Below are 19,946 nucleotides of genomic sequence, written 5' to 3'. Positions count from 1 at the left end.
AATAGATGGAGGCTCTTTTGTCTTGAACGTATCACGCCTGGCGGCGGTGCGATCCGCAAAGTAGAGAAAAAGTGACTCTTCATTGAGATCCGAATATTTATCGACACCGGAAAACAATGTCCAAACCCGTGGCTTACCAGCGAGGCTTCGAACATCCGTCTCCACAACGTCCCAGCTAAATTCGTCGTGGGTGTTGGAACTGCGGATTAGCTCACTTGTACCAATGCCCAAACGCGTCGCATAGTATGCAAAGGGCTTAAGCGATCCATAATTTACGTACAAAGCCACGGGCGGCGAGTCAAGGGATATGAGGGCGCTTGGCCCGGAAGAGCAATGGATCCTGTACTTGAAGCAGACGGATCTACGACCTATCCGTTATGGTAACGATGATGAAGATAGCGATCGTGGCCCAGCCGTTTGACATTCTTCCCCCTCGCGGGAGTTCTCTGGCGATCTGGGCCCAGGAGTTGGCCGGGCGACTTGTCCCGCGTCACGATGTCACGATTCACAGCCGCGAGACCATGGATTCCCCGGTCGACGAAACGCGAGATGGTATCCGTCACCGACGGGTCAGTCTCGAAGCCGACAATACGCTGGTCTACCGACTTCGCAAACTTGAACGGATTGCAAGTAGGCTGTTCCGTCGAGATGTCGACCTGTACTACCGACACTACTATTTCGCCCGTCGATTCCACCGAAACTATGTCGCAAAAGTGGCTGCGACGGTCGCCGCCGACGGGGCAGACGTGATCGTCGTCATCAACTTTTCACAATTTGTGAAGTCCCTTCGTCAGCGCAATCCGAACGCGAAGATTGTTCTCGTGATGCAGTGTGACTGGCTAATCGAACTGCCCAGGCATGAGATCGCCGAAGTGTTAGAGGAAGTCGATGCCATCTGTGGTTGCAGCAGTTACATCACCGGTGGAGTGGCCAAACGATTTCCAGAGCACGCCGCCAAGTGCCACACGTTGTACAATGGCTCAAATCCCGATCTATTTCGAGCCCCCGACTCCCAGGAGGTCGATCTAAAAAGGCAAGAGTTAGACCTGCAGGGTAAGAAGGTCATCACGTTTGTTGGACGTGTTACGCCAGAAAAAGGAGTGCATACCCTCGTGGCAGCGATGCGAGAGGTCGCGAAGAAGGTTCCCGAAGCAGTTCTGCTGGTCATCGGCGGGTTCTACGCAAATCCGCCGAGTCCACGTTGGTTAAGTAGGGGCGATCGCACGCCCGAGTTGACGGCGATTGAGACCCTGAAGCCCGGCTATCGTGAGCGGGTTGAGGCTCTGGCAGCGGCGGCAGGGGAGTCTGTCCAAATCCTCGGGAGTGTCCCTCACACGGAACTTCCATTGTTGTACGCGATGTCCGAATTCTTCGTGCACCCGTCGATCTGGAACGAGCCGTTCGGCATGATTCTTACCGAGGCGATGGGGTGTGGGAAACCCGTGATCTCGACGCCGACCGGCGGGATCCCGGAGGTCGTTGCCGACGGTGAGACCGGGCGATTGGTTGAGCCCAACTGCCCCGAAGTGATGGGTCGAGCGATCATCGACATGCTGCGCGACGACGAGGGGCGTCGAAGGATGGGCGAGCGCGGTCGTCAGCGGATGCTCGAACGATTTACCTGGGACAATACCTCGCGGAGGTTCGACGACATCCTTGCCACTCTGAAATGAATTCTACGGATATTCCTCGACTCGTTGCCCTGCGCCGCTGGCTGGTCCCGGCCTTGCTGTTGCTGTTTGCTTCGCAGGGCCTGTTCAGCATGCGGCAGAAGTCGGTGACGACCGACGAGATCATGTACCTGACGGCGGGTTACTACCACCTACGTACCGGCGAGTTTGGCTACAACCGGACCAATCCGCCGTTGACGAAGATGTTGACTGCACTCCCGTTGCTGGTTTTGTCTCCCGACCTACCGGCTATAGAGAGCGATCCGGCCACCTGGTCCGAAATCGAGCAATGGCGTTATTCACGGAAGTTCCTTTACGAAAATCGAATCAACGCGGACCGCATCCTGTTCGCGACGCGCCTGCCTGTCCTGGCCCTGGCACTTATCCTGGGGTTGTACGTCCAACGCTGGGCTCGACGGCTCTACGGCGAACGCGCAGCGTTGCTATCGTTGTTTCTGTTCGCGTTCTCACCTAACCTGCTGGCGCATGCACGCCTGGCGACTCAGGACCTGGCGCTGGCGACTTTCGGATTCGCGGCTGCGTACCACCTGTGGCGCTATATCGAGCAGCCTACCTGGCGTCCGTTGCTTCTGAGCGCAACCTACTTTGCCGTCGCTGCGGCGACGAAGACTACTGCCATCCTACTGGTCCTGCCGCTGTTGCTCGCCCTGACGTTGCCGTTCCTCTCGGCGAGCCGCGATTCTTCACCAGGTATCTCTGCGGGCCCCCTGGATCGGATCCGGCGGCCGCTCCCACGCCGACTGGCGAAGATCGTCCTGACGTACGGGGTGTTCGCGATCTGTTCTCTGTCAGTCTTGAACCTGAGCTACGGCTTTGAGGGCAGTTTCGTCTCCGCCGGTCACTATGAGAAGGCCCGAACTCTGGAGCATCGATTGTCCACAGTGGCTCCACCCCTCGCGCCCGTGTTCAGGGCCGGCCTGCATCTACCGGTTCCGATCCCCGAGCCGATGATCCGCCTGATCGAGTTTCAATCGACCCGGATCTCCGAGGGAAACAACGTCTTCTTTCACGGGCGACTCTCCAGAGAAGGCTGGTGGTACGTGATTCCCGTTGCCGTCCTGATCAAGACGCCCTTGCCGCTCTTGCTGTTGGCCTCTCTGTCGATGGGCGCCATCGTCTGGCGCCGACGACCGTTGATGGGTGAGTGGTTTTTGATCGGGACGACGTTCTTCATGCTGGCTCTGTTCGCTTACTTCAAGAGTGTCAGTATCGGTCTGCGTTATGTCCTGTTGATCTATCCGTGTCTCCATGTCCTGGCGGGTCGTTGGCTACAGGACGGGCGGGTCTTGCGAAGAGGCGCTCGGGTCGCGCTCACATTGGCCCTGTCCTGGTACCTCGTGGGGGCCGTCAGGACCTATCCCCATTACCTGCCGTATTTCAATGAAACCGTCGGCGGATCGCGTAACGGGTATCGGTTCCTTGCCGATTCATTCGTAGATTGGGGACAGGACCTCCCGGCATTGAAGATCTACATGGAGCGGAACGGGATCGAGCGAATTCGGCTGGCCTATTTTGGCAGCGCTGACGCTACGCATCATGGGATCGAGTACGATTACCTTCCATCCGTCGGACTGGCTCCGAATGGTCCCGGCCAGAAGTGGTGGTACGAGCCGGATGCTTTGCCCGGGGAGCGTTTTGACCCTGCGGGTGGACCGATCGCGATCAGTGCCACTATGTATAACGGTGTGTTCTTGACCGGCTTCTACGAGCCGCTCCACGAACTGGAACCGGTGGCCCAGGTCGGACATTCGATTCTGATTTTTGATCCGGAGAGGCGGTAACGCCCGGGAGACTGCGAAGATGCTGCAAGAACCGACTCGGGGCGATCTGATGACCGTGGACAGCCGGGCGACGCTTGAATTGTCGGTGATCTGTCCGTTCTACAACGAGTCCGAGATCCTCGTGGCCGCCCTCCACGGTCTCCTCAAGAAACTGCGCGAATTGTCGGTCGAATGGGAGTTGATCGTCGTCAACGACGGCTCGCGAGACGGCTCGCTGGACGTGGCTCGCGACGTCGCCGCCGACGAACCGCGGCTGCGTGTGCTGTCCTACGACCGCAACCGCGGTCGGGGCCATGCGTTGCGGACCGGAATCGGGCAGGCTCGCGGTGCGATCATCGTCACCACCGAGATTGATCTGTCATGGGGAGACGATATCGTCGAGCAACTCTACACGGCGATTCAAGCTGACCCCGCAACGGACATCGTCATCGCCAGTCCGCATCTTTCCGGTGGTGGCTATCGAAACGTTCCGTGGAAGAGGGTTTTCTTCAGCCGTTTCGGCAACCGCGTTATCCGCACGCTGATGACCAACGCCGCCACCATGAATACCGGCATGACCCGGGCCTACCGTCGATACTGTATCCGTTCCTTGCCGTTGGAAGAGGATGGTAAGGAGTTCCACCTGGAGGTGGTTCTAAAGGCCCAGGCGTTGAACTACCGCTTCAGCGAGATCCCGGCGCTGCTTGAGTGGAAGGAGTACAAGCTTCAGGATCGCAAGGTCGAGCGCAAGAGTTCTTCCAAGGTCAATAAGCTGGTTCTGACCCATAGCCTGTTTAGTTTGTTTGGAAATCCAATGCGCTATGTCTGGGGGCTAAGCGTTGTCAGTCTATTGCTCAGCTTCGGTTTTCTGGTGGCTGCAATCTGGCGTCTATTCCTTGGTCAGGTTTCGGTCTACATGGTGATCATCAGCCTTGCGATGGCAATCATCACGATGATGCTGTTTGCCTTCGGGGTCATCGCTCAGCAGGCCAACATGGTTCAGAAGGAAATATGGACGCTGAAGCAGGGGCTTCGGGACCTGATGCGGGAGCGGTCGGTCAGGGGGCCGTCAGGCGTCAATGACGCGGATCGATAAAATCCGTCTTGTAAGACCTTCACTTACAGGATTCGACGTGGAAAACTCCCGGGAAACTCGGTAGTCTCGTTCGAGGTCGCGGGACCCCCGGAGATTTGGGTAGCAACGTGAATAATCCCAAGGCCGTGATCCACGTCGATCTCGATGGGGCGGCAGACATCTTTGGCTGCCATGGCCTGTCCTGGGAGTCGGAAACCGATCCTATCTTCGAGAGCGGCCTTTCTGCATGCCTCGATTTTCTTGACGTCCATCAACTCAAGGCGACCCTGTTCGTGATCGCCCGCGATCTCGAGAATCCAGCCAAACTGGCGTTGTTACAGGACGCGGTGGCTCGGGGCCACGAGATCGCCTCCCACACGATGCACCACGCCTGGCTGTCGGACTGTAGTTCGGAGCAGAAGCGCGCCGAGATCTTTGAAAGCAAGGCTGCCCTGGAGAAGACGTTGGGTGTCAACGTCGGCGGCTTCCGCGCGCCGAGTTACAAGATCGATCGTGAAGCACTGGAACTCGTTGCTGAGGCCGGTTATCGCTATGACTCGTCGGTCTATCCCGATTCGGCTTTCGCACGTAGAATCGGGGTCCCTTCGATCCTTTCAACGCCTTCGCGGCCACTGCTCGATCGAGATCTGATTGAGTTGCCGATGCCATCCCATCGACCGGCGCCGTTTCCGTTCCATCCGTCCTACGGACAGGTCCTAGGCGGTTGGTACTCTCGCTGGCGACTCAATGCATTTCGCCGCAGCGGGAACCCTCTCGTGCTGCTATTTCACCTGGCGGATTTCGCAGCACCGCTGGCAAAATCAGAGCTCAAAGGTCACAAATCCAAGATCTACACCCAGTCACATCTTTCACAGCGCTCCAAATTGCGGCACTGTGAAGAAGTGATCGAGCAGGTAAAGGCGTTGTACGACACCACGACGACTGATCGACTAGTTGAGCAAGGGACTCGCTCTAGAGATCTTGTGCTCGGAATCAGCACGACTCACGAAACGGGAAGTTCGCTGTTTGATGGCCACAACTGCCTGGCAGCCATCAGCGAGGAGCGGATGGATCGGGTCAAGTTTTCGACGATCTATCCGCCGGAAAAAAGTATTCGGGCAGTGATCGAGACTGCGGGAGTCTCACCGGAGCGGATCACCGATGTGGTTGTGGCGGGCATTCCCGGCGGGAAGTTGTTTCGGCGAATGGTCGCCAATCAGTGGGCCGACACTTCCGATTTTCACGGGTGGAACGACTATTTCCCGCACTTCAACAAACTGCTTTACAGGGTGTACGCCTGGAAGCGTGCACTGGGCTACGGACGTGTAATTACCTTCCTGAAGCAGGCTTACGGGATCGAGCCACGTCTTCATTTTGTACCGCATCATTTGTGTCACGCTTCGTCGGTCTACCGGACGGCCCCCTTCGACGATGCACTGATCGTTACCGCCGACGGGGTGGGGGATTACGACTCGATGTCGGTTTCCTACGGCATGGAGGGGCGGATCCGTCATCTGCATACCATCGAATACCCGCACTCCCTCGGGCAGTTCTACACCGCCTGCACGCAGGTGCTCGGGTTCAAGGCCAACCGCCATGAGGGCAAGATTACGGGACTCAGTGGATTTGGCGAGGCCAAACCCGATCTGTATGACAAGGTGCGGAGCACCATCCGCGTTTCCGGGCCCGGCTTCCAGCTTGACAAGCGTTACTACTCCGAGGGCATCATTCGCGGTTTCGGCTTCGGTAGCATGATGCGAGGTGAGAGTCTTTTTGAGGCTCTGCAATATCGCAACTACAAACAGCCCCTCGCGCGACTGTTAGAGGGTTACTCACGCGAAGATGTGGCTCATGTCTTTCAGCGAATTCTTGAAGAAGAGCTTATCGCGATCGTGCGCCCATTCGCAGAGCAAACGGCGGCCCGCAATCTCTGTCTCAGTGGCGGTATCTTTGCTAACGTCAAGGCCAATGCCGCGTTGTTTCACGCGTTCGGCTTCGAAAACGTCTACATCTATCCGAACATGGGCGATGGCGGGCTCGGCCCCGGCGCGGCACTGGAGTTGATGCAGGCAGAACCGACTCCGAGCGATAGCATGTATCTGGGTCCCGAGTACAGCGAGGCTCAAATGGTCGAGGCTCTCGACGCCGTGGCGGACGAAGGCTTAACCTACGAGAGACTCGACGACCCGGAAACGCGGATTGCAGAGCTTCTGGCGGAGAAGAACGTCATCGCGCGATTCGACGGCCGCATGGAATTTGGTCCCCGCGCGTTGTGCAACCGTACGATCCTTTACAGCACGACAGAACCCGAGGCCAACGATTGGCTCAACAAACGGTTGGGGCGGACCGAGTTCATGCCGTTCGCCCCGGTCGTGATGGCGGAACACGCGGACCGACTCTTCCCCAGCGTCAAGGGTATGGAGCACGCCTGCAAGTTCATGACGATCATTCTGGACTGCACCGAGTGGATGAAGGAACACTGCCCGGCGGTGGTACACGTTGATGGCACCGCACGTCCCCAGTTCATCACTCCGGAGATTAATCCCAGCATCTACCGCATCCTGGAGCGCTACAACGAATTGACCGGCATTCCGGTGTTGGTAAATACCAGTTTCAATATGCACGAAGAGCCGATCGTCTGTTCGCCGAAGGATGCAATTCGCGCTTATTTGTCTTCGCGTCTGGATTATCTTGCGATGGGTCCCTTTCTGGCCACGATCAAGAGTGAAACGCAGCAAGACGAATGAAGCAGGGCTCGTCCATTCGGCGCTACACCCTGATCACGATCAAGTTGGTGGTCGCCGTTGCAATACTGGTCTGGCTGGCCCGTTCGGGTCATCTCGACCTGGCAGTTGTTGGCGCTGCGCGCGACCATTGGCCATGGTTGCTCGCGGCCCAGCTGCTCTTTGGCGTCGTTCAATGGATGTGCGCAGTTCGGTGGCGATGGCTACTACGAGCAACCGGCGTCGAATGCGGGATGTTGCGAGTCTTTCAGCTTACGTTGGCGGGGCTCCTTTTCAATCAGGTGCTGATCGGATCGACCGGCGGCGATGTCTACCGGGTCTTGGCATTTAGGGTCAATAGCACCGAACGAAGAATGGCGATCGTCGCCTCGGTGGCCATTGACCGCGTTCTGGGTCTTTATGCAATCATTCTGGTCGTTCCTCTAGCGTTGCTCTGGAATCGGGCATTGATCGGTCAGAGTCGAATCGTCGATCTCGTTCTATTGGCGTGTCTGGTTGCGGTTGTTCTCCTTCCGGGTGTCGCCTGGTTTCTCTATCGACTGTCTATGGGATCCTCGTTGGCAGGGACGACGTGGATATCCCGTTGGCTTGAGATGGCGCGCAATAGCTTGCGGCCGTTCCGGGGTCAGCGAGCACTCCTTCTTCGCGCGTTTGTCGTGTCGTTTGTCAGCCAAATCCTGATCGTCGTCTTCAACATCATGCTGGCGTTCTCGATTCTCGGAACCGACATACCGTGGCCCAGCTTCTTCTTGCTGATCCCGATCGCAATGCTTGGAATGGCGGTACCCATCAATCCGCCCGGAGCCCTCGGGACCGGGGAGGCGATGTACGTGTTCTTGCTCGGTCTGGTGGGTGTGGGGTCGGGCGGAGTGATTTCGCTTCTGCAGCGCTTTACAACGGTTCTGTGGGCTCTACCCGGGGCGCTGGCCTTCGTGCTGCCGGCACCATCGAGTGACCGTTACAATGACGCCACTACCGAGAAGGAAAGCTGACCGCCGTGACGATCGACCCCGCCAGTCTGTATCAGCAGACGTTACTCCAGGAGCACCGTCGGGTCCTCGGAATGCTCGACCGCGATGCTTGTAGTCGGTCCTTCGGCTGCCTCGATCGCACCTACTGGAGTTGGAAGTTTACCGACTTCCCCGGTGCTCGATTCCAGGAAGGGATCTGCACCCTGGCCTATTTGTACGTCACTGAATTCGAGGGCAACCCACTCTACGGCAGCGAGGTTTTGCGTGGTTGGCTGCAGGGAGGCTTTCGTTACTGGGCACAGATTCAGAACCGCGGCGGCGATTTCAACGAGGCCTACCCCGGTGAGCGATCCCTGGCGGCGACCGCTTTCACCGGTTTCTACATGTCCGAGGCCTATCTACTGCTCGAAGGACATCTCGATGACGAGGTCAGCGACGGCTTCCGCGCGACCCTGCGTGGGGTTGCTGACTGGCTAACCGTGAACGACGAGTCCCACGGTTTCCTATCGAATCATCTGGCGGCGGCGGCGGCGGCATTGCTACACGCGTCTCGGATTCTCTCGGAACCGAAATACTTCGAACGGTATCGCTACTTTCTCGAAAAGATCCTCGCGCATCAGTCTGATGAGGGTTGGTACGAGGAGTACGGTGGAGCCGACCCGGGTTACCAGACTCACGGAACGTTTTACCTGGCTCGTTGCTGGGAGTTGACCGACGACGATCGGTTACTCGAGTCACTGCAGCGGGCGTGTGAATTTCTGAAGCATTTCATTCACCCCGACCGAAGTATCGGCGGCGAGTACGCCAGTCGCAACACGCAAACCTACTATCCGGCCGGCTTCGAGATGCTCTCCGGTAAGAGTGGAGCGGCGAGGTGGATCGCCGAGACCATGCGGGAATCCGTCCTCGATGGTAGTGCCGCCGGTCTGGTGTCCGTGGATCCCTACAACTACTTCGTGCTCATGAATAACTACGTGTTCGCGCTCAGGGCGTTGGGCAAGGATTCGAGGACCGCGATCGAGAGCGATCCACCCTCGGCGGATGCACAGACCTGGTCGTTTCCTCTCGCAGGATTGTTGAAGGTCCGGCGTCGCCGGTACGATCTCTTCGTGGGGTTGTCGAAGGGTGGCGTCGTCAAGCTCTTCGACCGACAGCGGAAACGGTTGGTGTTCTCCAGTTGTGGGTATCTGGGGAGCCTGGTGGGCGGCAAGAATTGCTCCAACCAGTCATTCGTTGCGAATGCCGATGTGGCGCTCGACGGCGATCGAATTCGGGTCAACGCTCCGTTCTACATCTTCGCCCGACCGCTGATGACGCCATTCAAGTTCCTGCTATTTCGCGTGTTTACGTTGACGACCGGTCGATTCAGCGCCGTCGCCGCGTGGCTCAAACGGCTGCTTGTGCGTGTCTTGATCTATCGCAAGCAGGACGTGGGTCTTCAGCTCGAGCGGATGATCGAGACGGGCGAAGAATGCGTAACGATTGTCGACCGGATCTCAGGGGCCGACCTACAACGCATCGAACGTCTCGAGCATCGAAGCGTGTTCACCACGATCCACATGGGGTCTTCACGATACTTCGTTCCTCACGAACTGGCGCTACCGGAGATTATCGACACCGTGATCGATCGTCGAGGCCAGGTCACCGAACCTATCGAGAAACGAATTCAGATCCGAATCGGCGAGCTGGACGAGTAGAAGCTTATGTGTGGCATCGTCGGATTCTGTGGTTTTTCCGCTCCAGACTTGCTGGAGCAGATGACCAAGATGTTGACCCATCGTGGGCCTGACGATTCCGGCACCTTCGAGGAAGGCGCGGTTTCCCTGGGTCATCGCCGACTTAGCATCATCGACATCGCGGGCGGGCACCAGCCGATGTTCAGCCCCGATCGCCGGTATGTCATCGTCTTCAACGGTGAGATCTACAATTACCGGGAGCTGCGTCAGACGCTGATCGGTCGTGGCTATAGCTTCCGATCAGATTCCGACACCGAAGTTTTACTGGCCTGCTATGCGGAATTCGGTGTCGACGCCCTGGACAGACTCAACGGGATGTTCGCCTTTGCGATCTATGATCGAGAGGAGAAGTCTCTGTTTCTTGCGCGGGATCGCGTCGGCATCAAACCGCTGTATACGCTACAAGTGGGTGATCGATTCTTGTTCTCTTCGGAGAGCAAGACGTTCTGTTGCTGGAACGAATGGAATCGCGAAGTGAATCTCGATGCGCTTCAGGGCTACCTGGCGCTGCGATATGTCCCCGGCAACACGACTCTCCTGAAGGGTGTGCGGCGGCTTCCGGCTGGGCACTATCTGATCCATCGTCGTGGGGAGACCCGGACCGTTCGATACTGGACCCCGCCGACGGGTGACACCAAGCAGAACTATAGCTCCGAGGGCGAGGCCATCGAAGCACTCGGCGAGCAACTGGAGCGTAGCGTCCAACGACGGCTGATTTCTGATGTGCCGGTGGGGGCATACCTCAGCGGAGGGTTGGATTCGAGTCTGATCGTGGCATTGATGACTCGCCAGAAAATGGGTCAAGTAAATACGTTCTCTGTCGGATTCGATTACGAGCATGACGAATTGCGTGAGGCCGAAGCCACTGCGGATCTACTGGGCTGCAAACATCACACGATTCAGTGTGGGCCGACCGATATCGACCTGTTGCAGGACGTTGTCTACCATTCCGACGACCCTCTGGGCGACCCGATTAGCCTGCCGATGTACAAGCTTGCCCACGAGGCCAAGAAGCAAGTCACCGTCATCCTCACCGGAGAAGGTGCCGACGAGTTCTTCGGGGGATACCTCTTTCACAAGGTGCTCTGGCTCGCAGATCTGTACACGCGGATCGCTCCACGCCTGCTGCGAAGGGGAGTGGTCCATCCACTCCTACGTTTGACGCCGCCGGGACTGTTGAATCTTGCCTTCAAATACCCTGCGAGCCTCGGTCGTCGCGGCAAATTGAAACTTCTCGACTTTCACGACCAACTCGAGGAAGACGACCTCGATGCGCGCTATCGGCACCTGATCTCGTTGTTCGACCGCCGGGATACCGACGGGCTATTCCACGAGGATGTTCTTGGCGAAATCGGATCGTCCACAGATATCGCCGAGGACGATGCGGTCGCGACACGTAGATTCGATGAGATGCTGCGGTTGCAGTTCGGTCACTGGTTGCCGGACAATATGCTGTTGCGCCAGGACAAGATGAGTATGGCCGCCGGCATCGAGGGTAGGGTTCCTTTTCTTGATCACGAGTTGATCGAGTTCGCTTTCGGGCTTCCTCGAAAGTTCCACATTCGTCGACTGATCGGGAAGTACTGCTTGCGGCGTGTGGCGGAAGGGTTGCTTCCGCGGACGACGGCTCGACGACGCAAGATGCCGTTTTATGTTCCGGTGGAAGGTCACTTTGGTAACCCACGCTTTCTTGCGATGATGGAAGACCTGATCGGGGACGAGGCGGTTCGGCGACGAGGCATTTTCAGGCCCGAGGCCATCCAGGGGCTCCGCAAGGCGCTTCACGACCGCGAGTTTATCCTGGCCAAGCAGGTCTTCAGTCTGATGACACTCGAGTTGTGGTTTCGGTCGTTTATTGACGGTAGCGGCTCGCGCCGCTTGACCAATCCCTGACGAGATCCCTATAGATATGGATACGGACTGATCGGAGGATGCAGTGAAAGTAGCGATTCTGGCAGGTGGGATGGGCACTCGGCTTGCCGAGGAGACCGAGATCCGTCCGAAACCGATGGTGGAGCTCGGCGGACGTCCCATCCTCTGGCACATCATGAAGCACTACGACAGCTTCGGGCACCGGGAATTTGCGATCGGCCTGGGCTACAAGGGCGAATACATCAAACGCTGGTTCATGGACTATGCGGCCCTGGAGGGCTCTCTGACGGTGCAAACGAAGACGGCTGAGGTCGTCACCCATGCCACTCACAGCGAGGATTGGTCGGTCGATCTGATCGAGACCGGTTTGCACACCATGACCGGCGGTCGTATCAAACGACTGGCACCCTGGTTGGGCGAATCCACCTTCATGTTGACCTGGGGGGATGGTGTCTCCGATGTCGATCTGGACAAGCTGCTCGCGTTCCATCGGTCCCATGGCAAGCTGGCGACAATGACGGCGGTCCGACCGGCGGCCCGCTATGGCCACCTGGAATTCGACGGCGACAAGGTGGTGCAGTTCACGGAGAAGCCCCAGACCAGCGAAGGTTGGATCAATGGGGCGTTCTTCGTGCTGGAACCTCAAATCTTCGACTATATTGACGGCGACAATGTTATGTGGGAGCACGCACCCCTCGAGCGACTAGCGGGTGACGGGCAGTTGATGGCGTACAAGCACGACGGCTTTTGGCAGTGTATGGACACGCTGCGCGAGAAGCACATTCTCGAAAACTTATGGAACAGTGGCAACCCGCCGTGGAAGAGTTGGGAGTAGTTTGATGCGTGTTCTTGTAACCGGAAACCGTGGGTACATCGGGTGTGCCCTCGTGCGATTGCTTCAAGAGCAGGGGCACGAGGTCCGCGGCCTGGACTCTGATATTTTCCGCTCCTGCACTTTCACCGGAGAGGTTCCTGACATACCGACTCTGGTCAAGGACGTCCGCGAGGTCGAGGCGACCGATCTCGACGGATTGGACGCGATCATTCACCTGGCGGGTCTCTCCAACGATCCGCTCGGCGACTATCTACCGAATCTGACGGATGAGATCAATCACCGGGCCTCGGCACGATTGGCCGGACTAGCCAAGCAAGTTGGCGTCGGTCGGTTTCTATTCGCGTCTTCGTGCAGCAATTACGGTGCCGCAGGCGATAACTTCCTCGACGAGAACGCCGCGTTCAATCCAGTCACGCCATACGGCGAATCCAAGGTCAACGTCGAGCGTTCGGTCTCTCAACTTGCCGACGACAATTTTAGCCCGGTGTTTCTGCGGGCCTCCACCGCCTACGGATTGTCTCCACGCATCCGATTCGATCTCGTGATCAACAATCTGACTGCCTGGGCCTTCACGACGGGTCGGGTGTATCTCAAGAGCGACGGCACGCCGTGGCGGCCGATCGTGCACATCGAAGATATTTCGCGGGCCTATATCGCGGCTCTCGAGGCCCCCCGTGAGTTGGTCCACAATCAGGCTTTCAACGTCGGTACGACAACCGAAAATTACCAGATCAGCGAACTGGCTGACATCGTCCAGGACGTGGTTCCAAACTGTCGCGTCGAGTATGCCCCCGACGCGGGCCCCGACAAGCGCTGCTATCGCGTGGACTGTAACCGGATTGCACGGACGCTCCACGGCTTCAAGCCACAGTGGACCGCCCGTCTCGGCGTCATCGAGCTGTACGAGGCCTATAAACGGGTCGGCCTGACCCTGGAAGCGTTCGAAGGCGAACAGTTCATGCGAATCGCCCATGTAAAGAAGCTCATTGGAGACGGCGCGATGGGGACGGATCTACGTTGGGTGACGGCGAAGGAAGCCGGGTCGTGAGTCGGTCGATTTCTGAAACATCCTGCCGCAGCTGCAGCAGCGACGACCTGTCCGTAGTCCTGGACCTTGGTTCGACACCGCTTGCCGACCGGATGCCGACTGTCGAGCAACTTGCTGATCCGGAACCGACCTTTCCGTTGACCCTGGTCTACTGTCAGGACTGTGCACTCGTGCAGATACGCGAGACCGTGCCGCCGGAGATCCTGTTCTGTGATGACTATCCTTATTTTTCGTCATTCTCCGACGCGCTGCTGAAGCACTCTCGGGCAAACGTCGAGGAGCTGATCGATCGACGTCAACTGGGACCGGAGAGTCTGGTCATCGAATTGGCCAGCAACGATGGCTACTTACTTCAGTACTACAAGCAACAGAACATACCTGTCCTGGGAATCGATCCTGCCGAGGGGCCCGCGAACGCTGCTATTGAGCGAGGCATTCCGACGGAGAACGTGTTCTTCACACGAGAGTTGGCAGATCGACTAGCCGCGGAAGGCCGACGAGCCGATGTCATTCACGCCAACAACGTGCTGGCTCACGTCGCGGATACCAACGGTTTTGCGGCGGGTGTGGCAGCAATCCTCAAGGACGATGGTCAGGCCGTCATCGAGCATCCTTACGTTCGGGATCTTGTGGATAAGAACGAATTCGACACGATCTATCACGAGCATCTCTGTTACTTTTCGGTCACTGCCCTCGATGGGCTTCTTCGAAGACACGGTCTTTACCTTCAGGACATCCGGCGACTCACAATCCATGGTGGTTCTCTGCGTTCGTACATCGGGAAATCCGATACTCCCAGTGAGAATGTCACTCGATTGCTCAAGGAAGAGCGGGGGTTGGGGATGGACGGCCCCGAATACTACGTCGAGTTTTCGGGCCGGGTGCAAGAACTCCGCAAGAGCCTGCATTCGCTGCTCACAGATCTGAAAGCGAAGGGACACAGTATTGCGGCGTACGGTGCGGCGGCAAAAGGCAGCACGTTGATCAACGTGGTGGGAATCGGCAGCGAGCTGGTCGACTTCGTTGTCGATCGCAACACTCACAAACAGGGCCGTCACATGCCCGGCAAGCGCATACCGATTCTTGCTCCCGAGGAACTCCTCAAGAGGATGCCCGACTACACATTGGTTCTTCCCTGGAACTTCGCCGACGAAATCCTTGAGCAACAGGCGGAATACCGTCAGCGCGGAGGTCGATTCATTATTCCGGTCCCTTCACCCAGGGTCGTATGAGTTGTCCCGCCTGCAGCGAAGGTACGCTGGAGTCCTTCTTTCGTGTGGAGTCGGCGCCGGGCAATAGTTGCCTGCTGATGGAGTCGGCCGAGGAGGCCCGCGCCTACCCTCGCGGCACGATAGACCTGGGGTTCTGTAGTCGTTGTGGGTTCATATCGAATCAAGCGATCGACCTGTCGCTGACAGAATATTCCGGACGCTACGAGGAAACCCAGGGGTTTTCCCCGACGTTTCGGAAGTTCCACGAGCGGTTGGCTAGAGATTTGATTGAGCGACACGACTTGCGAAATAAGCACGTCGTCGAGATCGGATGTGGCAAGGGGGAGTTTCTCCACATGCTCTGCGCGTTCGGTGACAATGACGGTCTCGGCTTCGATCCGTCTTACATCGAGGGGCGTGAGCAACCGATTCGTGGCGAGCGAGTACGGTTCATCACGGAGTACTTTTCCTCCGATCAGTCGGTGGATGAGGCCGACTTCGTGGCGTGTAAGATGACGCTCGAACACATCCCGGAGTGTCGCGAGTTCATGAGCGCGATCCGTCATTCCGTGCACGGCCAGCCGGACACGGTTGTGTTTATTCAGGTCCCAGAGGCGACCCGCATCCTGACCGAGTGCGCGTTCGAGGACATCTACTACGAACACTGCTCATACTTCACCCCATACTCGCTCCGTCGCCTATTCGATGGCCTTGGCTTCGAGGTCGTGCGGAGCGATATCGAATACGACGGCCAGTACTTGACCGTCGAGGGGCGTTACGGGCAGCCCGGGTCGTCCTCCCCGTCGAGCGGACTCGCGGACGACGCGGAGTTGACACGACTTAAAGATCTTGTCGGGAGTTTTCCGCAGCGGGTTGCCGAGAAAGTCGGCCAGTGGCGCGACGAGATCCAACGTCGAACGGCCGCGGGAGAGCGGATCGTACTCTGGGGTTCCGGTTCCAAGGGTGTCTCATTTCTGACGACCCTCGGCATCACCGATGAGATCGAGCACGTGGTCGATATCAACCCCCATCGACAGGGCTTTTTCATGGCCGGGACCGGGCAGCGCATCGTCGCACCCGAAGATCTGAAGTCTCTTCGCCCGGATTACGTCGTGATCATGAATCGGATTTACACCGAAGAGATCCGCCAGATGCTTACGGAGCTTGGGCTGCATCCCGAGCTCGCGGCCCTCTGATGGCCGGCTCGGCCAGCTGTCCGGTCTGTCGTCAGACCGAGACCGAAACGACCGTCGAGCTGCGGGGTGTCCCCGTCTTCTGCAATGTTCAGTATCCCAGCGCAGAGGAAGCACGCGCCCAGCCCACCGGGGATCTCGTGCTGGAGCTATGCCGGGGCTGCGGTCATCTATTCAATCGGACATTCGACGCGAGCCTGCTGGACTACAATCAGGAATACGAGAACTCCCTCCACTTCTCGGCGGTTTTCAACCAGTTCGCCCATGACCTGGCCGTGGGGCTTGTCGATCGGCACGACCTACGCGGGAAACGGGTCCTGGACGTGGGTTGCGGAAAAGGGGACTTCCTGAGTCTGATCAGTGACCTGGGTGGGAACGATGGTTTCGGCTTCGATCAGAGTTACGAGATTGGACGCGCGGCGATCCCGGAACGAGGCACCGTTCGCTACTTCAACGAGTTCTTTGGACCCCAGCATTCGGATCTGTGTCCAGACCTAATCACCTGCCGTCATGTTCTCGAGCATATCGTCGAGCCGGTTCCGTTTCTGAAGGGACTATCAGACGCTGTCGCCGAGCCCGGCCACTGTCGTTTCTACCTGGAAGTCCCAAACGCGCTGTTCACGGTACGGGATCTTGGAATCTGGGATCTTATCTACGAGCACTGTCAGTACTTCTCCGCGTCTTCATTGGCGCGGGCGTGTACGCTAGCCGGGATTGCGACGGACGATGTCACGGAGAGCTTTGGCGGGCAGTACCTGGGTCTGAACGGGCGGATCGCGGCGCAGGAGAGTGCTGCGGGGACCTTCGTGGACCCCTCTGGCGTCGTCAGGACGGCGACGCGGTTTCATGAGGCGTTCCAGAGCAAGCTTCAGCGTTGGCGCGCCGCACTGTCCACTCTCCCGGCTCCCGTCGTCGTCTGGGGCGGCGGCTCCAAGGGCGTGACGTTCTTGAATCTGGTGGATCGCGACGCAAAGGTCACCGCGATCGTCGACGTCAATCCACACAAGCAGGGAAAGTTCGCCCCCGGGACCGGCCACCCGATCGTCAGCCCCGCCGATCTACGGGAGCTGCGACCGCAGACGGTGCTGGTAATGAACCCGCTCTATCGGGATGAAATCGCGGGGATGCTCGACGGGCTGGGGTTGAGCCCGTGTCTTACCGATCTGGATTAAAAAAAAGGGGTGACCGGGTTAGCCCCGGTCACCCCTCTATCAAAACTCACTCACAGACGCGTCTAGCGTCCGCGGTCTCTACTCAAGCTCAGCTCTTTCGAGCGGGCAATCGAGAGTCTGGTTGGCGAACGCCAGCGCGTTCTTGGCCCAGTTGTAGTTCCCCGAAGCGTACGCGTCCTGAACGATCGCGATGATGCCGGCCTCGGTGTAGGGGTAGTTCAGCTCAGAACTGGACGCGTTGAGCAGCGCCGCAGTGGCGTGCCGGCCGAGGGCCTTCTCGCCACCGCCACCCTGCCAGAGCGCGGCGGACAGCGTGATGTTTCCGAACGAAGCCGGAACGCCGAACACGTCGATGTAGTGATCGCCCATCCATCCGGGGGTGTAGCCATCCCAGTTGCCCCAGTGGTGCTCTTGCTTCCAGTAGCCCGGCGTGCAGCCCTGGCCGAGTTCGTTCGTGCAGTCGGCGTTGCAGCCATCACCATCGTCGTTGTTGCCGTCGTCGCAGTCCTCGCCGTCATCCAGGATGCCGTCGCCACAGACCGGGATCGTGCAATCGTTGCGGCACTCGTCGTCGTCGACCATGTTGCCGTCGTCGCAATCCTCGTCGGCGTCAACAATGCCGTCGCCACAGACCGGAATCGTGCAGTCGTTACGACACTCGTCGTCGTCGATGTCATTGCCGTCGTCGCAATCCTCGTCGGCGTCAACAATGCCGTCACCACAGACGGGGATCGTGCAGTCATTGCGGCACTCGTCATCGTCGATGTCATTCCCGTCGTCGCACTCTTCGTTGGGATCGACATTTCCATCGCCACAGCGCGGAATCGTGCAGTCATTGCGGCACTCGTCATCATTCACTGAGTTGCCGTCGTCGCATTCTTCGCCGTCATCCAATTCGCCATCGCCACAGACCGCAGGCACGGTTACTCCCGCGCCGATCCAGACCAACGAAGCGATGAGTTCTCCGGAAGCCGTGTCGTCACGAGATACCGGGAGGATCGTAATCATCGAACTGGCCGCGCCCTCGTTGGCCGGCACATTGACGGACATGCTCAGCGTATCCCACAGCTCGCCGTCGTTACTGCCGAGCGGATTGATGAGCGTTGACATCACGCCGTCGACGTTGAGGTCGATGACATTGGGCCGACCTTCGCCGACGCTTCCGGCAAATACAACCAGATCGACGGTTCGCGCGACCGTTGCTGCCGGAAACTCGAAAGTTTGCGGGATCATACTCTTGCGGGGTTCCGGGAAGAGTCCGAACGCCAGATCGACACCGTCACGAAGCTCGATGTCGGCGGAATTGCCGCCCGTGTCCATGATGACCACCAGGCCGGCACCACTGTTGCCGCCGGCGTAGTCCATATCACCTACGTCGACGAAGTTGAGGCCGCCGGCTACCAGCGCGACGTCGCCGGTTACGTCCGCCCGGAACGCACTGTAGTAGAAGTCGTTCCCGTCGAAGTTGAAGAAGAAGGCCGGCCCACCGATGTCGGTGCCGAGGATCGGCGTTCCATCAAGAAGGATCGAATCATCGCCGAGTTGGTTGCCGATTTCTTCTCCGCCCCAGTAGGCGATGACCTGTTTGATGTCGCCCGTCGGAAGCGTGATCTCGATCGTGCCGCCGTTGGTCTCAAACGTTCCGATTCCGGCGGCGACGACCTCGTCGCCCGATTCCAGAACCAATCCCAACGGAGCGCCCAGCGTCTCGGTACCGTCCGCCAGCGAGGGCGTGATGGTAGCGAGCAGCAGCAGCGCGATTCCCATCAGTGTGGGAAATCTGTGTGCTCTCATTTTTGAGTTCCTCCCGAAAAACCAGCCCGTGTTGGTGCCAGCTTTTCAAAAATGTAACAAATTGCCTTTGACTCGTGCGTAACGTAGTCGTTGTATCAGACTCTACGGCCAATTCTCCTCGGAGCGAGCCAAATGTCGCTCAACTACTAGAAATAATTCTTAGATTATTGAAAGTATTATCGAGTGATTCCGTTGCAATGGGATCAACCCCGGTCCGCTCCGACTCTCAGGAGCAGACGCAGCCACCACAGGTCATCCCACCGGAACAGTCGGCGTCAACTTCGCACTGCTCGCCTGCAGCGCCGTTCAGATTGCCGTCGCCGCAGACCGGAACCGTACAGTCGTCGTCGCAGGTGGCACTCGCACCGGCGTCGTCGCAGACTTCCAGGCCCGCGTCGATGGCGCCGTCCCCACAGGTCAACAAGACTCGATAGACGTTGTCGGTGCCGGTGCCGGCCAGGTAGAGCGTGCCCCCGTCATCGACGGCGACGCAGAAGTCTGACGCCTCGGTGAAACCGTTGATCCCATCGCCCGTGGAGTCCATCAACTCGGTCACTCCACCACCCTGCGATATTTCGAATGCGTTCTCCGATCCGAACGCGGCCACGTAGATCTTGCCGTTGCCGGCGACGGCGATGCCGGTTGGATTGTCGAGGGGTGCACCGATTCCGGCGCCGGCACTGTCGAGAATCTGGCGGATGACACCGCCCGGATAGATCCGAAACACGTTGTCGCTGACGTTGCCGGTGATGTAAAGCGAATCGTCGGGGCCGACGGCCAGGGCATGTGGCGCAGCCAACAGATTTCCCATGCCGTCGCCACTTGCATCCATTATCTCGGTGAT

The 19,946-nt window shown here is 58.4% G+C and carries 14 protein-coding genes; 12 read left to right on the top strand and 2 right to left on the bottom strand.

Going from position 1 to position 19,946, the window contains the following annotated elements:
- Positions 1–386: 386 nt before the first annotated feature.
- The 12 genes from OES25_11490 to OES25_11435 all read left to right on the top strand — a co-directional run bounded on the left by OES25_11490 (position 387) and on the right by OES25_11435 (position 17,308).
- Entirely contained in the window at positions 387–1,673 is a 1,287-nt protein-coding gene (locus tag OES25_11490) for a glycosyltransferase family 4 protein (GenBank protein MDH3628261.1), read from the top strand.
- Positions 1,670–3,472: a glycosyltransferase family 39 protein gene (locus tag OES25_11485; GenBank protein ID MDH3628260.1), complete on the top strand. Its 1,803-nt coding sequence runs from the start codon at positions 1,670–1,672 to the stop codon at positions 3,470–3,472. The genes OES25_11490 and OES25_11485 overlap by 4 nt, the downstream gene beginning before the upstream one ends.
- 19 nt (positions 3,473–3,491) lie before the next feature.
- Positions 3,492–4,547, top strand: a complete 1,056-nt coding sequence (locus tag OES25_11480) for a glycosyltransferase family 2 protein (protein MDH3628259.1) — start codon at positions 3,492–3,494, stop codon at positions 4,545–4,547.
- A 107-nt stretch (positions 4,548–4,654) separates the two neighbouring features.
- A complete protein-coding gene (locus OES25_11475) occupies positions 4,655–7,273 on the top strand; it encodes a polysaccharide deacetylase family protein (protein ID MDH3628258.1) in 2,619 nt (872 codons plus the stop codon).
- Entirely contained in the window at positions 7,270–8,262 is a 993-nt protein-coding gene (locus OES25_11470; GenBank protein ID MDH3628257.1) for a flippase-like domain-containing protein, read from the top strand. Before OES25_11475 ends, OES25_11470 begins: the two co-directional genes overlap by 4 nt.
- Before the next feature lie 5 nt (positions 8,263–8,267).
- Positions 8,268–9,938 (top strand): hypothetical protein, encoded by a 1,671-nt coding sequence (locus tag OES25_11465; GenBank protein MDH3628256.1) that lies wholly within the window; start codon positions 8,268–8,270, stop codon positions 9,936–9,938.
- A gap of 6 nt (positions 9,939–9,944) precedes the next feature.
- A complete protein-coding gene (gene asnB, locus OES25_11460) occupies positions 9,945–11,870 on the top strand; it encodes an asparagine synthase (glutamine-hydrolyzing) (protein ID MDH3628255.1) in 1,926 nt (641 codons plus the stop codon).
- Positions 11,871–11,913: 43 nt separating this feature from the next.
- Positions 11,914–12,684, top strand: a complete 771-nt coding sequence (gene rfbF, locus OES25_11455) for a glucose-1-phosphate cytidylyltransferase (GenBank protein ID MDH3628254.1) — start codon at positions 11,914–11,916, stop codon at positions 12,682–12,684.
- A 4-nt stretch (positions 12,685–12,688) separates the two neighbouring features.
- Positions 12,689–13,732, top strand: coding sequence for an NAD(P)-dependent oxidoreductase (locus OES25_11450; protein MDH3628253.1), 1,044 nt, complete (start codon positions 12,689–12,691; stop codon positions 13,730–13,732).
- Positions 13,729–14,964, top strand: a complete 1,236-nt coding sequence (locus OES25_11445; protein MDH3628252.1) for a class I SAM-dependent methyltransferase — start codon at positions 13,729–13,731, stop codon at positions 14,962–14,964. Before OES25_11450 ends, OES25_11445 begins: the two co-directional genes overlap by 4 nt.
- Complete coding sequence (locus OES25_11440; protein MDH3628251.1) at positions 14,961–16,139, top strand: class I SAM-dependent methyltransferase; 1,179 nt, start codon at positions 14,961–14,963, stop codon at positions 16,137–16,139. The genes OES25_11445 and OES25_11440 overlap by 4 nt, the downstream gene beginning before the upstream one ends.
- Positions 16,139–17,308 carry a class I SAM-dependent methyltransferase gene (locus OES25_11435; protein ID MDH3628250.1) on the top strand — a complete coding sequence of 390 codons (1,170 nt, stop codon included), beginning with the start codon at positions 16,139–16,141 and terminating at the stop codon, positions 17,306–17,308. The genes OES25_11440 and OES25_11435 overlap by 1 nt, the downstream gene beginning before the upstream one ends.
- 78 nt (positions 17,309–17,386) lie before the next feature.
- On the opposite strand, the gene OES25_11430 is transcribed toward OES25_11435, so the two are convergent.
- Positions 17,387–19,102 carry a DUF4215 domain-containing protein gene (locus tag OES25_11430; GenBank protein MDH3628249.1) on the bottom strand — a complete coding sequence of 572 codons (1,716 nt, stop codon included), beginning with the start codon at positions 19,100–19,102 and terminating at the stop codon, positions 17,387–17,389.
- 226 nt (positions 19,103–19,328) lie between these two features.
- Positions 19,329–19,946, bottom strand: a 618-nt coding sequence (locus OES25_11425) for a hypothetical protein (GenBank protein ID MDH3628248.1), incomplete at its 5' end; no start/stop codon positions are given.

The sequence above is a fragment of the Acidobacteriota bacterium genome (assembly GCA_029861955.1).
Lineage (GTDB): Bacteria > Acidobacteriota > Polarisedimenticolia > Polarisedimenticolales > Polarisedimenticolaceae > JAOTYK01.
Note: the sequence above shows the minus strand (reverse complement) of the source record. Positions and strands in the feature narration are given on the sequence as shown.

Coding starts and splice junctions, on each gene's coding strand:
- OES25_11490 (MDH3628261.1), top strand. CDS start 387: ATGATGAAGATAGCGATCGTGGCCCAGCCGTTTGACATTCTTCCCCCT.
- OES25_11485 (MDH3628260.1), top strand. CDS start 1,670: ATGAATTCTACGGATATTCCTCGACTCGTTGCCCTGCGCCGCTGGCTG.
- OES25_11480 (MDH3628259.1), top strand. CDS start 3,492: ATGCTGCAAGAACCGACTCGGGGCGATCTGATGACCGTGGACAGCCGG.
- OES25_11470 (MDH3628257.1), top strand. CDS start 7,270: ATGAAGCAGGGCTCGTCCATTCGGCGCTACACCCTGATCACGATCAAG.
- asnB (MDH3628255.1), top strand. CDS start 9,945: ATGTGTGGCATCGTCGGATTCTGTGGTTTTTCCGCTCCAGACTTGCTG.
- OES25_11450 (MDH3628253.1), top strand. CDS start 12,689: ATGCGTGTTCTTGTAACCGGAAACCGTGGGTACATCGGGTGTGCCCTC.
- OES25_11440 (MDH3628251.1), top strand. CDS start 14,961: ATGAGTTGTCCCGCCTGCAGCGAAGGTACGCTGGAGTCCTTCTTTCGT.
- OES25_11435 (MDH3628250.1), top strand. CDS start 16,139: ATGGCCGGCTCGGCCAGCTGTCCGGTCTGTCGTCAGACCGAGACCGAA.
- OES25_11430 (MDH3628249.1), bottom strand. CDS start 19,102: ATGAGAGCACACAGATTTCCCACACTGATGGGAATCGCGCTGCTGCTG.